The organism is Caballeronia zhejiangensis, from assembly GCF_000698575.1.
Classification (GTDB): domain Bacteria; phylum Pseudomonadota; class Gammaproteobacteria; order Burkholderiales; family Burkholderiaceae; genus Caballeronia; species Caballeronia zhejiangensis.
In genome coordinates this window covers 248,565-263,508 of the sequence record NZ_JFHD01000001.1, presented here as the reverse complement: position 1 = coordinate 263,508, position 14,944 = coordinate 248,565, and the positions used below count along the sequence as shown (strand labels likewise).

Here is a 14,944-nt window from a genome sequence, read left to right as displayed (position 1 = left end):
GAACATGTTTCGCATGGTGGTGGATCAATTGAGGAAACTCCGTCGTAGTGAAACATTCAAGTACTCGCTTGCCGCGCCCAGCCGCGCGATGTTGTTTGCACGGCAGCGGCAGAATCACGGTGTGTTTTCGATCGAGATCAGGGAAAACTGCGGCTTCTTCGCGATCATGCAAATGGTTCTCTTCATCCTTATGCACTGTGAAGAGAACCGCCTGACTCCGCGAATTTCGGCGCGAGGCGGCCTGTACGGCGATGTGAAAGGAACGATCGACTGGTTTTCGGCGCTCTTCGAAAGCGTCCGGCCGGAGAACGGGCACGCCACGTCGCATAACGTTCGGACATCCACCGTGCGCGATCCGGTTCAACTGGGTTTCCGGCAACGGTATGACGCAGCGCTTCGTCTGCGAAGCGCGAGCGATCTGTTCCGCTCGTATTACCGGCCCGCGGCGCACATCCGCGAAGAAGTCGAATCGACCTGCGCAAGACTCGGGATCAGCGCCTCCACGTTGGGCGTGCACTTCAGAGGCACTGACAAGAAATTTGAAGCGGTGACGCTTCCGTGGGTCGATTTCTGCCGGCTTGTCGATAAGACGCTCATGCTCAACCCGCAATTGACCAACATATTTGTTTCCAGCGACGAGCCGGCTTTCATCGAATTCTTCAGTGCGTGGCCGTTCGAGCGTCCGATCAATGTCGCGCCCGCGAAACTGTTATCCAACGGCGATAAGCCAGTGCACTTCAGCGGTCATCCCGGGCTGGAGATCGGACGAGAAGCGCTGGTATCGAGTCTGCTGCTTTCGAACTGCGGCCATCTTGTGAAGATGCCGTCCTATCTGTCGGCCTGGTCAAAAATATTCAATCCTGACTTGCCAGTGACATTGGCTGCGCCGCCAAAATCCAGAGAGTTCTGGTTTCCCGACAGTCAGATCTGGATTGGGCAAGAGCAGAACATGAGCGGCGTCCCCGCCTGAAGCACTCACCGTTCTCTAAACCGGCGAGAGGTTACTTTCGACGTGCCATACCGCTATAGAGCGGCCTCGCCGTGCGCGGCTCGGCGCGTCTGTTCTCTCGCGATGTGAGGAGCACGGACACGAGTTGAAACGTGACGAGAACGGGCACCACGTAAGCGACCGCGACCATCAATGACCCGCGCAGTACGAACACAACGTAGAACGACAGATAGCATCCCAGCGCTCGCCGAAGCGGTATCGGCGATTCGACCAACGCGTCGGCGCGGCGCGAGAAATGACCCAGCAAGAAACCATAAGCTACGACGCCCGCCCACGAAAAATCGAAATAGCCTTCGGCAGGCAACGGCGCGGAAAGGTTTAGAAACCACATGCTGTAATTTCGCTGCAGATATTCGCCCACCAGAATCGCGGTCGCCAGAGGCTTGTCGGGCCAGACAGTGTGTGGAACGAAAAACAACAGCGAGCCCGCGAGCTGCCTGCCCGCATTGATTCCTTCCCGACTCACCATTTCCACAATGGCTTCCGTATTGGCCCACGCGTCATAGGTCGTGGATGCGAAGTGCTCCTCGAAGAAGCTCTCTATCGTGGCCCAAGAAAGCGGCCACTTATCGATTCTGCTGTTCGTGAACAGCTCGGAAAAGGGAAAGAACAGTCCGCTCAAAACAAAGATTGCCCAGAACACTCGGGATGGACTCTTGAGGTGGCGCTGAAACGCCAATGCGAGCAGCGTCAGATAGATGGGACCGAGTGCGTTTCGCTTTTCCGTCAGCGGATTCTGGCAAATGAGTAGCAAGACGAACGCGAAAAGCGCGAGCGCAATCCACACCAGTCCGATTCGACGAGGACGATGCAACACGATAAGAATGAACACGGGCACGATTAGAAAGAAAAGCACCTTCGCGCGAATCATGTCCAAAGGGGTGACGTCGATTCCATCCAGATCGCCGGCCTGCAGTTGGCTGGCAAAATTGAATGCGCTCATCGCAGCCACGACGCAGATCGCCAGGGCCGGAATAAGCGCCGCATAACGGATCGTCAATGGTTCCGAAGCGCGGGCCGTCGACGCTTGAATCGTGCGCGGAAGAAGATGTCGCGCGCCAAGGTAAGTGACAATGAAAACGATAAATATGAGATTCGCATGCAGCGCCGAAGTGTCGTCGAAGGGCATCGTATTCACGAGCACTTGCGCGTCATGCGCCAACTGAAGAGCCGGTGCGAGTATCAGGAAAGTTATCTCGAACACCACGACAGATGCGTCCGCAAACGACGGCTTGCTGTCGAACAAGTGCATGCCGAGGTGAAAGAGGACCACGCCAAGCAAGAGAACGTGAGACACGAGCATCAGCGGGCTATGCCCGGGACTCATCCCCAGGGTATAGAACTCGGCCGCGAACAAGAAGATACCCAATGCAAGATATGAAACCACGTTCGCCGGGCTTTTCATGTGGCCGCCATGTCGTTTGTTGAGTGCGCTACTGGCTGCATACCAGACTTACGGGCGAGCGCGCCGATCCTCCGCCGATGTATAACGGGTCCTGCGCCGCGCCTACCGACACGATCGATGTGGTCGACGTTACCTGTGCGACTGTGGCTCCATTGCGGATAATGGCGAAGCTCGGTACGCCGGAGACCGCCGGAACACGGAATACGTTCAAGCCCGCCACGCCATTCGACGTGTGGTCCGTTCCGCCGGAGGTTATCCGCAAGACAGCGGGCGCGGTCAGGAAGGCGACCATTTCGATGTCGTTGACGACTGAGCCCACGCCTTCTTCGACCATCGCGGTCTCCGGCGTCGAAGACCGGCCCGGCGTAAAGATCTGCCTGCGATGAAAGTAGAGAATGCTATCCCGAACGATCGGCGGCGGATTTCCGGTCTTGGCCCATTCGATGTAGTAAGCCGCGAGATCATAGAAGGCATACTGCGTACCGACAGAGGGCGAGACGTGAGTCGATTCCGAGTAGTCGTTCCAGGTGACGAGCTGCACGTAGGCTGGATCTCGCGACGTCACCTGAGACCACTGCGCCCGAAAGAGTGCGGAATTCTGCGCTTCCCAGAACACCGAGTCTTTTGGCCGTGAATCCTGAGGCGCGACGGGCGTCATGATATCTGCACCGAACGATTCGAGATTTGTAAGCGCCTGATCTTCCCAACCGCCTTTATCGGTCGATTCCGGCACCGTTCGAACGCCCCAGAACGAAAAGGAATTCGTGATTGTGCGAAAGTCGGCGGATTTGGCGGGATCGAGGAGAATGGGAATCAACGTGACGTTCACGCCTGCAGCCGCAGCTCCGCGAATCACATCCGACCAGAAATTCTGGCTGACGTTCTCCGCGTAGAACGGCGCAATTGCAAGGCTTCCGTCGGCCATTCGATACGCGTTCTTCTGTCCTGCAATGACACGTATGGCCGCGACCATATCCGACACACTGACACCATCGAGCGCCGCCATATCCGGTTCGGCCAGAATCTTGAAGTCGGGCGCGACATGCTGTGCAACGGAATAGACCCGCATCACGTCGTCCCATAGCGAGCCGCTGTTGATTTGCAGAAGGTCTACGCCGAAGCCGTCTATGTCAATCTTCCTCGCGCGCAGTATCTCCACGGCCAGGGCGCGCTGCTTATAGACGTTAGTGGTGTAACGGGCCAAAGGTAAGGGCCGGTCGCGCAGATAGCCGCCAACGCTCGCGTATTTGCTTCCTTCACCGGAGCGATTCAGATACTCCGTGCAATAGTAATCGGAACGTGCCGGAAGGTTATCGATAGAGAGAGGAAATGGAGTGAAGTAATGAGCAAATACAATAGGTCGACGCCCGGTTCCTATGAGCGCAGTGCTTATCGTGAAAGGCAATGCCGATGCCGGTGATTCCGTATCGACGATCGACTGTGCGTTTTTCTGCAAGGCGGTCCATTGGGCGCTGGTAAGATCGGCGGCGCGCGTCGAAGTCGACGCCACGGAGACCACCGAGGCCAGCGCAAAGACCGCTACAGCGCGACGGGATCCGTCATGACACCCGCGGGCTGCGGCGGCCCGGCCGACGCTACACATTTGCAGATCGTTCATGTCTCGTGAAGTCCCGATGGACGAGGCGCGATGCCGTCGCGAATCGCGTCGCGTTGCGTGGTCAGTGAAGCGCCGCCGAAGGCGCTCGGCGAAGCGCGCGAGTTGCCGGCCGTCGAAGACGACTCGGCGCCGACGACGGGGGCGGCTGTCAGCGCGTTATGTTTTCTGCGGCCCAAGGTATTAAGCACGGCCCCGGTTACCCGAACGCCGATCGATTCGAACGCGTCGACGCAAGCTGTCAGATCGGCGATTCTCGATAAATTCGCTCGCGCGACAATGAACACACAACCCGCCTGCCGCGCCATGACGAGCGTCTCGGCCGCGCTGAGCACCGGCGCAGCGTCAAGGATGACGAACTGGTAACGCTCGCCAACCGACGTCAGCGATTTTCGTAGTGTATCCCTCGAAAGGCTGGAAGGTACTCCGTCCGTTCGCACTCCGCTCGGCAATAAGTCGAAGTCACCTGCGGAGCCGATTCGAACGACCTCGTCGAACTTGCTGCGTCCGGAGATAACATCCGATAGCCCGGGCGCAGATCCGGCGTTTCGCCTCTTGGATAAGCGTCCCGCGCGCGCGTCGGCATCGATCAAGAGCACGCGCGCGCCGCTCTGAGCAAGTTGAGCCGCGACTTGCTCCGCTACGAATGATGTTCCCGTCCACGCATTGACCCCGCTAAAAACCGCAATGCGAGAACCGGACTCGAGCATCTTATGCTCGAAGATGGCAGAAAATCGACGCAGGCTCTCGATCGACGGCGCTCTGGATGTGGTACTCGCGCCTGCGCGAGCAACGTCGATGCCTTGGCGATACGATGCGGCCCCTGCTATGTTTCCGAACGCGCCACTCACAAACACAGGCAAACCCGTGCGCCGCTCGATATCATCGGGACCGTCGATTTTGCCCGACCATGCTTTTCTCGCGAGCGCGAGCAGAATTCCCAGAAAAGCGCCGCCAACAATTCCGAGCACAACAATGAGCAATCGCCGTGGCTTTATCGGATCTTCAGGAAGCGTGGCGTCGTCGATCAGTCGTACTTCATTCACCCGGCCGGCCTTGATGAAGCGTAACTGCTGCATGTTCGCCAGCAAGCCTGCGTAGAGTTGATTGTTGACGCTGATATCGCGTGAAAGCCGAAGCGCCTGTTGCTCGAGTTCCGGCAACATTCGCGCTTCGGCTTCCAGCTGCGTGGCACGCGCGCTCAGTGTAGTGATTTGCCGATCTACCGCAAGCACCGTGCTGTCGTCTTTCGTGAACCTTCGCAGAAGTTCCTGCCGTTGCACTTGGAGATCCGTCATCTTGGCCTGCACGTCGGCCAGCTGTCTGATGACGACGTTCGCTTGCTCGCTAAGATTGACTGAGCCCGTCTCGTTCTTGAACCGGCTGAACCGGTCCTCCGATTTCTCTATCTGACCCTTCAGTATCGGCAGTTCCGTGCTCAACGCCTCCATCGATTTCTGTGCGTCGGCGCTTCTTCTCGCCTCTTCACTCGCGACATAGGTCGTGCCGATTGCATGAAGTATGTTTCGAATGAAAACCGGATCGGTGCCTTCCAGGGATGCGCTGACGATATTCGATTCTTTCCCTCGCTCCGTGACGCTCAGTCTTTCCTGAAGCTTTTCGACCACTGCCGATCGCGATAGCCGCCGAAGATCGAAAACCTGACCGGCACCTCCAGGAAGCGCATCGATCTTCAACGCGATCGCGCCGCGCTTCGTCTCGAAGTTTTCCAATGTCGATACGTTGCCCTTAAAAGTCTCCCCGTCGGGGGTTAAAAGACGATAGTGTCCGTTGCCTTCCGACACTACTTCCAGTGCCTTCTTGCGCAGGCTTTCGGGCACTTCTGCAATCGAAGCCGAACCCGGTTGAACGCCGCCTACCTCGGCCTCGCCGGTGATTCTGCGCCACGCCGCGCCTAACTTCGACTGCGCGCGAGTCCAGATATCGCGACGCGGAGTGAGCGAGATGTCCAAATGCATCGGTGCGATAGCTGATTCCAGCACACTGCGCGACGTGATCTTCTGGACTTCGGCTGCAGCGCGAGGCTTCACCGCGAACAGTGACGACACATCTTCGAGCGAGCTTCTGCCCGACGATTCGGGAGGCTCCTGAACCTGCAGCAATATGCTTGTTTGATAGATCGGCGTTGCGAGGATCGCGTACTCGCACGCGACGCTGCCAACGATTACGGTCGTCCCGACGATAACCTTATAGTTGCGCTTCAGAAACCGTATATACGATTCCGTGACCGTTTCCGCGCTATCGCCACGTGGCAAGGCAACGTCGTCTGCGAAGTCCTTAGTCATCTGTAGCGCTCCGGCAATCGTCAGAAAAGAATGCTCGTATAGCCGATCCAATACTCCACCCGCTCCGACAGCCTTGAATGTAGCCAGCCCGCCGCTGCGCCGGCTTGCTTGACCGAATGTGGCAAGACATTGGCGCGAACGGCATCGTGGTTGAAGACGTTACTGCGCTTTCCTGCCGGTCGTTCGCTTATGCGGAAGTCGCACCTTTGTCGTCGAACACGCTCAGATGCGCGAATATGCGCTTTCTGAACAGGAACAGGTACACGCAGTAGTCAGACACCAGGCTTGCGATCACCGTCGACCACACCACCCAGGCGACTTCATGGAATGTGGACACGAGCCAGAATTTGAGCGACAAGGCGAGCGCACAACTCACACACACCGCGACCAGTTGTGATTTCAGCTCGCCGACGCCGTTTAGAAAGATGCCGAAAGCATTGCCGAACGCATCGACTACCGACATGACCGCAACCGCGCAGAGCAGCGCGACGGGAATACTAAGGTGGTTGCCGACCCACTTGCTCAGAAGCCACGAGGAGGCGGCGAATATCGATCCGCTGGTCACGATGGCGATCGCACCGGTGCCGAGCATCGACAGCTTTAACGTCATCGACAGGAAATTCGTGTCGCCCCTCGCCTTCGCATCGGCATAGAGGCCCCACAGCGGCACCGTCAGCATCGAGATCCCGACAGTAAGGAACTGGAACAGACGCTGTGCGACGGCGAGCTTCGCGACTTCCGTCACGCCCAATAACTTTGCGACGATGAGCGCGTCGAAGCCGCTTGCGCACATGACGCCGACCTGCAGTCCGAAAAACAACGATCCCATGCTGAGGATCTTCTTCGAATCAGTCCACATCGTCGAGTGCGCCCCACCCGAAATCAAGCCGAGCAATCCTTGTCGATTCAATCGCACAACGAGACACGACGACATGCAGATCTGAATGCCATAGGTGACGAACAAGAGCCACGGAATTGATGCTTGACGCAGACAACACCAATACAAGAGCGGCAGCGATATCAGATAACCGATCGAGCTGACGATATGCTGTTCCCAGCCTCTTTGAAGGCCATGACATACACGCTTCACTCCACCGAGAGGAATGTTCAGGCAGGTTAGAACGAGAAAGAGCGTCGCAGCCACCAGCGTTTCATCAGCGGCGTCAGCGCTATGGCCGAAGACGAGGCGCAAGTCGAATATGTGGAGCGCAGCGTACAAACAGATTCCGCAAATCGCGCCGACAGTGCCGAGCAGCCATACCCCATGTGTGATCAGCTCACGAATGCGCCGAGCATCTTCATTCGCTCGCGCCCCTGCAACGAGATTGAGAAGCGCATTGCCTATGCCGAAGTCGAGCATGGCGAGCGTTGCGGCGAGACTCGAGAACGTCATCCATACGCCGAAACGTTGTTGGCCCAGATACGGCAGCGTCCACGAGACGGATGCAATCAGGACAATGAACGCCAGGCCGGAACTGCAGACGTTGCACGCGATCGTAAGCGCAGCTCGCCGATACCGATCCCTGTCGCGTCCTTCCGATCTGCCGACGCCGAATGGCAACATTTCGAACAGACGCGAGGACATCGCGAAGAGGGCACGGCGCGAGGCGGCCAAAGGTGGTGGCATCGCTCAGGCTCTGTCGAGCATCGCAAGCACGCATTCGATCTTCGTCACGTCCATGCCTCTCCCCGGTGGTTTCACGCCCGACGCGATCCTGCGGAAATTGGCTGCTCGCGGCACATGTCGACCCGTGAACCACCTTCGCACGTGCACGAAGCATAGGAGCGCACGTCTGGCCGATGACGGAGTTGACGGAATATGCCATGAGGTTGGCCGAATCGGGTCGATGTGTCGGGAGAGCGCTCACACCTCGCCCTGTCTCGGCCAATTCCTTGCCGACATCCGCCTTGCATCGGTCAATGAGCTGTGCGCGACTAGTATGGCCTGTTGACGATCCACCGCGTGCCGTGTCGGCTTGACACGCGACTTACGACCGGAGAATCAAATGGCAAGCTTGCCTTTCGACGCCGCAGAACCAGGTCTCAATGAAGAGGCGATCGAGCACTCGTCGCCTGACATTTCCGTTCGAGCTGGCTTATCGTGGAGCCAGACGGAGAAGGCGCTCTTCACTCGCGAATTCCTTTCTGTCAATCCCGAACAGGTAGTCGCAGAGCTGAATCAAAAAGGATACTTTGCGTTTCCTTCCGCCCTTGCACCAGCGGCCATCGAACGCATAGAACAGGATTCGACTGCAACGAAGCTGGGCCTGAACGTCAACAAGGTCGCCGGTGTATTCTGGGAGAAGCAATACTATCTGACGAACCTGCTCGCCGTGTCGAAGACCTTCTACGACTTCGCGACCTCATCATTTGTTTTCAGGGTCTGCGAAGGATATCTGGGCGACAAGTTCAGACTCAAGGCGCTGAGATACTACGAAACGTACGGCGGGCACCACATGCAGTGGCATACCGACAACAAGACCGACAAAGCCTTCGCTCATATTCCCGGAATCATCTTTATCTTCTATGTCTCCGATGTCGACGACGGCGAGTTCCAGTACATCGAGGGCTCGCATCTCTGGTCCGGAGAAAAGGCGTATAGCGACTACACGGATGAGTTCATCGCTGATAACCTCGCGTCGGACGTCAAGAGCTTCAAGATGCCGCGCGGATCGCTCGTCATTTACAACACCTACGGCATTCATCGAGCGAGACCCGTAACCGACAGGAACTTCGTCAGGAAAAGCGTGTTCTTCCAGGTTGACAGTGAAATACAGAAGTCCGAGCCCATCATCGTGAACACGGAATTTATTTCGGAAGTCAACGAACGAACGTCGATGTTCCTCGGATTCGGACAGCCCTCGGAGTATGACGTCTTTCCAAAGACCTCGATGAACACAGCGCCGCTCAATCGAACGATGATGTCCGTGCTGGGCGAATATCTTTTCTTCCGCTTGACACGCGCCGGATTCGCGAAGCTGCCTCGGGGTCTGCAACCGCTGATCTGCAGGTTAGCCGGAAAATGAACCGACTCTGCGATCAAAGGTCCGCTGGCTGCGAAGCCAGCGGGCCCGGTCGACACTCGCACGTGCGCGCTTATTCGTGATGTTCCAGCGCACGGTATCCGGCTAGGGTGATCAGAGCATCGCGCTTCGCTATCTGATAATCGGACTGCACCATTTCCTTGACGAGCGCTGGAAAAGTCACCGTTGGCGCCCAACCGAGTTTCGCGTGAGCATTCGACGGATCGCCCAGCAGGGTCTCTACTTCCGTCGGCCTGAAGTAGCGAGGATCGACACGCACAATCACGGTCCCTGGCGCGACACGGCATTCCTTGCTGGTGATCCGCTCCACGATCGCGACCTCGTCGACACCGCTGCCCTCGAAGCGCAGAACGATACCGAGCTCCGCGGCAGCAAGTTGCACGAATTCCCTCACACTGTATTGCACGCCGGACGCGATCACGAAGTCCTCCGGCTCGGGCTGTTGCAGCATGAGCCACTGCATCTGAACATAATCGCGTGCGTGTCCCCAGTCGCGCATTGCGCCCAGATTGCCGAGATACAGGCAGTCCTGCGATCCGATTGCGATGCGAGCAATCGCGCGCGTGATCTTACGCGTGACGAACGTCTCTCCACGAACCGGCGATTCGTGGTTGAACAGAATGCCGTTGCACGCATAGATGCCATAAGCCTCGCGATAGTTCACCGTGATCCAGTACGCGTACAGCTTCGCAACGGCATACGGGCTTCGCGGATAAAAAGGCGTGGTTTCCCGCTGGGGTATTTCCCGGACCAGCCCATATAACTCGGATGTCGATGCCTGATAAAAGCGAGCGCGTTTCTCGAGACCCAATATGCGCATCGCTTCCAGTATTCGCAGAGCGCCCAGACCGTCCGCGTTGGCCGTGTATTCGGGTTCCTCGAACGAGACCGCTACGTGACTTTGCGCGGCGAGATTGTAGATCTCGTCCGGTTGAACGCGCTGGATGATACGCAGGATGCTCGAAGAATCGGTGAGATCGCCGTGATGCAAATGAAACCTTCGCTGCGCTACGTGATCATCTTCGTAAAGATGGTCGATACGGTCGGTGTTGAAGAGCGATGAACGGCGTTTGACGCCATGCACCTCATATCCTTTATCGAGCAGGAATTGAGCGAGATAGGAACCATCCTGACCGGTTATTCCGGTAACAAGCGCGACCTTATTCGGCATCGTTTCTTCTCCTCTTATGCCAAGTCACATGCGAACAACAATCTCAGGGTCTTGATGCCGCTTTCTTCAACGCCGTAACTCACGACCGCGGTTCGAATCGAACCTTGTCGTGATCGCCCATGTAAGGCCCTTGTTTCACCTCGATGAAGGCCGCGTCCTCGAGCATTTCGAAGCCGTGACCGCCCGCGGACAGCAATATGACGTCTCCGGGCCCAAGTGTCCGGCTCGTCACATAGTGCAGGTTCGCACCATAAAGATCGACGCGAACGCGTCCTCTTTTGATCAGCAGAACTTCTTGCGTCAGCTTTACTTCACGCGCCATGATGTTATGCACATGCGCGCATATCTTCGTTCCGGCGGCATGCTCCATATGCGCGAGTTGCTGCGAGTATTCGCGCGGCGTGAAAAAATTCACGCCTTCTCTCGAGAAGGAAGCACGGATGATAAGAGCAAGTGTGACGCCGTCGTGAGCGATGATATCGACGCTTTCTTCAAGCCCAATGTCCTGCTCGGCCGAAAATACCCTCATGATGTGTCCCGACTGGAGAATGTCCGACATGGACGCGCTTTGAAACGCGTAGCAGAGGCCAGAACGCGCATCGTCCGTAACTGAAGCTTAGCGCCCCTTGTGATTCGTCTCTCGTCAAGTGACGGAATCTGGCAAGGTGTTGACCGATTCGCGTCGCGGCTCCACCCTTTCTCGTCATATAAGTAGCGCATGCGAAGGTCGCGCGCACGAACGCACGTATCTTGCCTCGATCATTAGGCGCGGCCGTCACTCATCAGCGAAATATATTTCCTGGCCGCGCGAGATACATGAAAGCGGTCGTCGAAGCACTGCCTCGCAGCTGATCTCATCGCATCCTTTTCATGCTCCGGCAAGCTCGTCCATTGCATGAGCAACCGAGTGATGCCGGGCAGCGTATCCACATCGACGAGGCCCGCTCGGTCCGCCACGACTTCCTGCCAGATTCCGACCTTGTCGGTCAGTAGCACCGGCACGCCGCATGCGAGCGCCTCGGCCACCACGACGCCGAAGTTCTCCTGATGCGAAGGTAAGACCATGACGTCCGCCGCCCGCAACAAGGACCACTTGTCCGCGCCCGTCACCATATCGATCCAGGTGATTTTCCTGGCAAGCCCGAGTTGCTCGGCTTCACGACGCAGCTTCGCCGCGACGCCGTTGTTGTCAGGCCCCGCAATAACTAGTTGATAGTCGTTCGCGGCGTCTCGCAGATCATGAAAGGCGCGAATCAACAGGTCGCAGCCTTTCTTTTCATGGAGCCGCCCTAGAAACAACATCAACTTCTTGTCATTCGAATGCCCCGACGCGCGCCACTTTATAACCTCTGCCTTTTCGATCAAAGGTGGCGGCACGGTGCCGATCGTCATGGTGTTTTCCTTGGCGCGATATAGCGGGAATGCTTTGCGCGCCAGGGTTCGCTCGCTATCCGTAGTGAAAAGAACGCCTTTCGCGTTGCTCAGGACGTGTCGTTCAACGAATAACCAATAGACAAGCTTCTTCGCGAACTTCAGTGGATGGCCTATGTTGAACCATGGATCCAGCATTCCGTGCGGCATGACGAAGTATGGAATCTTCCGCGGACGCAGCGAAAACACGGCCGCCGCGCTATGAAACTGCCAAATGCCATCCACGACAATCGCATCGTATTGCCTGCCATGCTCGATCAGCCAGCGAACGAGGCGGAAGTTGAACGAGTATTTCCCTGCATGGTGTCCAAGGCGGACCACTCGATCGAACACAGCGTCATCTGACGTGTCGGCATGGGCCGAAGGATCGAGACAGACGATATCGACCGTGTGTCCAAACAGCCGCAGTTCTGCAGCGAGCTTCTTGATTGCCTCCGCCGGACCGCCACTCCTTGCCTCGATAGACGGAATGATGTGGAGCGTTTTCAAAGACGTTCTCCAGTGAGCCAAGACGCATGCGGGAGCGGCAATGTTCGTCGACACCTTTCGACAGCCTCGTGCAACGCCCCGGAAAGGCATCGTAGCGCCGCGGATGCCCGGCAAGGTCCATTGGCGGAAATCATCAAGCTTTTGGCCGGGCATCCGCGTGCTGAGTCCGCGGCGATGGCGGGCGCGGTCTCACTCATCGGTCAGCCAACGTCTTGCCGTCATCCGTCATAACGGGTCGCGCGGATATACGGCAGCCTATCGTTAGACCAGCCCACGATAGACGATCCGATATTGATCGTGTCGCTGTGAACGCAACATGTCCTTTCTTCTGCGGGGAACTCAAGATATGTTGTTCAAGAGAGCCGCTTCGAGCACTACCTATCAAAGTGATCTGGCAGTTCCCCGATTCGCCCATCGCCGCGTTGAAACTCGTGAACATGCGAGCGGCGCGGATGTCACCGGCATCGGCTTTCATGTCCGGCCGATCCGGATGGTGGTCTTTATCGAACTGGACAATTCAGTAGGCGGAGGATTTCAGCAAGCGACGAACGCTGCGCTTCTGGCCAAGCGCCTGCCGCCCGAACTCTGTAACGTGACCTTCATCACGACGCGCAGGTCCGCGATCGAAGAACTGCATCGGGTTGGAATCGATGCTCGCTATCTTCGCGTTCACCGCTGGCAAAAGCTGCTTGCGCGTTTCCATGTCATGTGGCGCCTGCTCAATCCGCCTCAACTATTCAGAAAGCACGTGTACTTCAATTGGCTCGACCGGTCTTTACGGGAAATGGGCGCGGACCTCGTCTACTTCACGGGTCCGTCCTATCTGGCTCTCGTGACTGCACGTTTCAGCTATCTCTTTACGGTCTGGGATCTGGCGCACCGCGATGAAGTGGACTTTCCTGAAGTTCGCTGTGGCGGCGAGTTCGAGCGCCGCGAGCAGATCTATCAACTTGCGCTGAAGAAAGCGACCGGTGTCGTAGTCGATTCAGAAGCGGGACGCGATAACGTGATCCGACGATATGCCGTCGATGAGGAAAGAGTTCATGTGATTCCCTTTTCTCCCGCGATTGGAACGCAGTTGTCCGAGCATGAGCTTGATCATCCGGATCGCTTTATCGACATCAAGGCAAAGTATGGCCTGGATTGCGACTACGTCTACTATCCCGCCCAGTTCTGGCCGCATAAGAACCATGTCTATCTATTGCGGGGATTGCGCAGCCTGGAGGATCGCTTCGGGATCAGGGTCGGCGCCATATTCTCTGGGCGCGACTTCGGCAACCTGGCTCATGTACGCTCAGTGGCCGATGAGCTCAGGCTGGCGGACCGAATCCGCTTTGCAGGCTTCGTGTCCGATATCGAAGTGACCTGCCTCTATCGTCAGGCGGTCGCATTGGTGATGCCCACGTATTTCGGTCCCACGAACCTGCCGCCCTACGAGGCGTTTCAGCTTCGCGTGCCCGTGCTGTATTCCGACCTGAAGAACCTGCGAGACCAGATTGACGACGCGGGGCTTCTCATCGATCTTGTGAACCCGGACAGCATGGCCGATGCACTTCGTGAGCTCATCATCGACCCCGACCTGAGAATGCGGCTGATCCAGCGAGGCAAGCAGCGCATCGAATCCTTGACGGACGACCGCAGGCTGTCGGTGCTTCGTCATGCACTGGAGACGTTTCGAGTGCGCCGTATGTGCTGGCAGCCCTCTCCGAAGATGTCCCGGATTGGCGACAGTTAAGTCGATCTGTCCGCACCGCCAATACCTGAAACGTGCAACGACTGCTGGGAGAGCTTCCAAATGGCGTCAGAACTCCTCACCGACAATGCGGTGTCGAACGCGGAAACCCTTGTCCACGACGTCAAGGACGAGCACGCTGCCAATCGCATCATCGATCTGAGCCGAGCAGGAAAGGGCAACTATGAGAAGGCGCGATCGACGCTCATCGAAGCACTATGGTTTGTTGTCGAAGCCTGCGTCATCAATAACAAGCTCAACCCGTTTTCGAATGTGCGAGTTGCGTTACTCCGTCTCTTCGGCGCGAAGATAGGCGTCGGTTGCCGCTTCCTGCAACAGCTTCGCGTGAAAGCACCGTGGAATCTCGAAGTGGGCGATCACTCATGGTTCGGCGCCGATGTGTGGATCTATAACCAGGCGCCCATCCGCGTCGGATCGCATGTGTGCATTTCACAAGGCACGTTCCTCACAGCCGGCTCGCACGCAATGAGCACGACGATGAATCTGAGCGTTGCACCGATCGTCATTGAAGACGGCGTGTGGATCACGGCGAATTGTGTCGTGCAAATGGGCGTGACCATCGGCCGTTCGGCGGTCGTTACACCGCTTTCCGTCGTACATCGTTCGCTCGAGCCCGAAGGCGTTTATGGCGGCAACCCATGCCGCTTCATTCGCAAGCGCTTCGATTGAAAGTCAGCGCGTTCGGCGCGCCGATTTTTCAGTTTCAACCACATTGGGTGGC

Annotated in this window: 11 protein-coding genes; 4 read left to right on the top strand and 7 right to left on the bottom strand. The window is 57.2% G+C overall.

What is annotated here, in order from left to right:
* Positions 1-4 precede the first annotated feature (4 nt).
* Positions 5-970 (top strand): O-fucosyltransferase family protein, encoded by a 966-nt coding sequence (locus tag BG60_RS01175; protein WP_008346301.1) that lies wholly within the window; start codon positions 5-7, stop codon positions 968-970.
* A gap of 31 nt (positions 971-1,001) precedes the next feature.
* Here the strand turns inward: BG60_RS01175 and BG60_RS01170 are convergent, their stop codons facing one another.
* The 4 genes from BG60_RS01170 to BG60_RS01155 form a co-directional block, all read right to left on the bottom strand.
* Entirely contained in the window at positions 1,002-2,414 is a 1,413-nt protein-coding gene (locus BG60_RS01170; protein ID WP_008346299.1) for a hypothetical protein, read from the bottom strand.
* A 28-nt stretch (positions 2,415-2,442) separates the two neighbouring features.
* Positions 2,443-4,032 (bottom strand): endo-1,3-alpha-glucanase family glycosylhydrolase, encoded by a 1,590-nt coding sequence (locus BG60_RS36220; RefSeq protein ID WP_051996383.1) that lies wholly within the window; start codon positions 4,030-4,032, stop codon positions 2,443-2,445.
* Positions 4,029-6,335 carry a GNVR domain-containing protein gene (locus BG60_RS01160; protein ID WP_008346296.1) on the bottom strand — a complete coding sequence of 769 codons (2,307 nt, stop codon included), beginning with the start codon at positions 6,333-6,335 and terminating at the stop codon, positions 4,029-4,031. Before BG60_RS01160 ends, BG60_RS36220 begins: the two co-directional genes overlap by 4 nt.
* A 187-nt stretch (positions 6,336-6,522) precedes the next feature.
* The gene (locus tag BG60_RS01155; RefSeq protein WP_008346295.1) at positions 6,523-7,950 is read right to left on the bottom strand and encodes a lipopolysaccharide biosynthesis protein; all 1,428 of its coding nucleotides are present in this window, start codon (positions 7,948-7,950) and stop codon (positions 6,523-6,525) included.
* 391 nt (positions 7,951-8,341) lie between these two features.
* On the opposite strand from BG60_RS01155, the gene BG60_RS01150 reads away from it, so the two are divergent.
* A complete protein-coding gene (locus BG60_RS01150) occupies positions 8,342-9,361 on the top strand; it encodes a phytanoyl-CoA dioxygenase family protein (RefSeq protein WP_008346293.1) in 1,020 nt (339 codons plus the stop codon).
* Positions 9,362-9,431: 70 nt separating this feature from the next.
* Here BG60_RS01150 and gmd read toward each other — a convergent pair whose 3' ends face one another.
* The 3 genes from gmd to BG60_RS01135 all read right to left on the bottom strand — a co-directional run bounded on the left by gmd (position 9,432) and on the right by BG60_RS01135 (position 12,470).
* The gene (gene gmd / locus BG60_RS01145; RefSeq protein ID WP_008346291.1) at positions 9,432-10,550 is read right to left on the bottom strand and encodes a GDP-mannose 4,6-dehydratase; all 1,119 of its coding nucleotides are present in this window, start codon (positions 10,548-10,550) and stop codon (positions 9,432-9,434) included.
* A gap of 79 nt (positions 10,551-10,629) precedes the next feature.
* Positions 10,630-11,109, bottom strand: coding sequence for a cupin domain-containing protein (locus BG60_RS39460; protein ID WP_008346288.1), 480 nt, complete (start codon positions 11,107-11,109; stop codon positions 10,630-10,632).
* 203 nt (positions 11,110-11,312) lie between these two features.
* Entirely contained in the window at positions 11,313-12,470 is a 1,158-nt protein-coding gene (locus BG60_RS01135; protein WP_008346286.1) for a glycosyltransferase, read from the bottom strand.
* A gap of 316 nt (positions 12,471-12,786) precedes the next feature.
* On the opposite strand from BG60_RS01135, the gene BG60_RS01130 reads away from it, so the two are divergent.
* Positions 12,787-14,205, top strand: coding sequence for a glycosyltransferase family 4 protein (locus BG60_RS01130; protein WP_235366190.1), 1,419 nt, complete (start codon positions 12,787-12,789; stop codon positions 14,203-14,205).
* A gap of 60 nt (positions 14,206-14,265) precedes the next feature.
* Entirely contained in the window at positions 14,266-14,892 is a 627-nt protein-coding gene (locus BG60_RS01125) for a DapH/DapD/GlmU-related protein (protein WP_008346282.1), read from the top strand.
* Positions 14,893-14,944 lie beyond the last annotated feature (52 nt).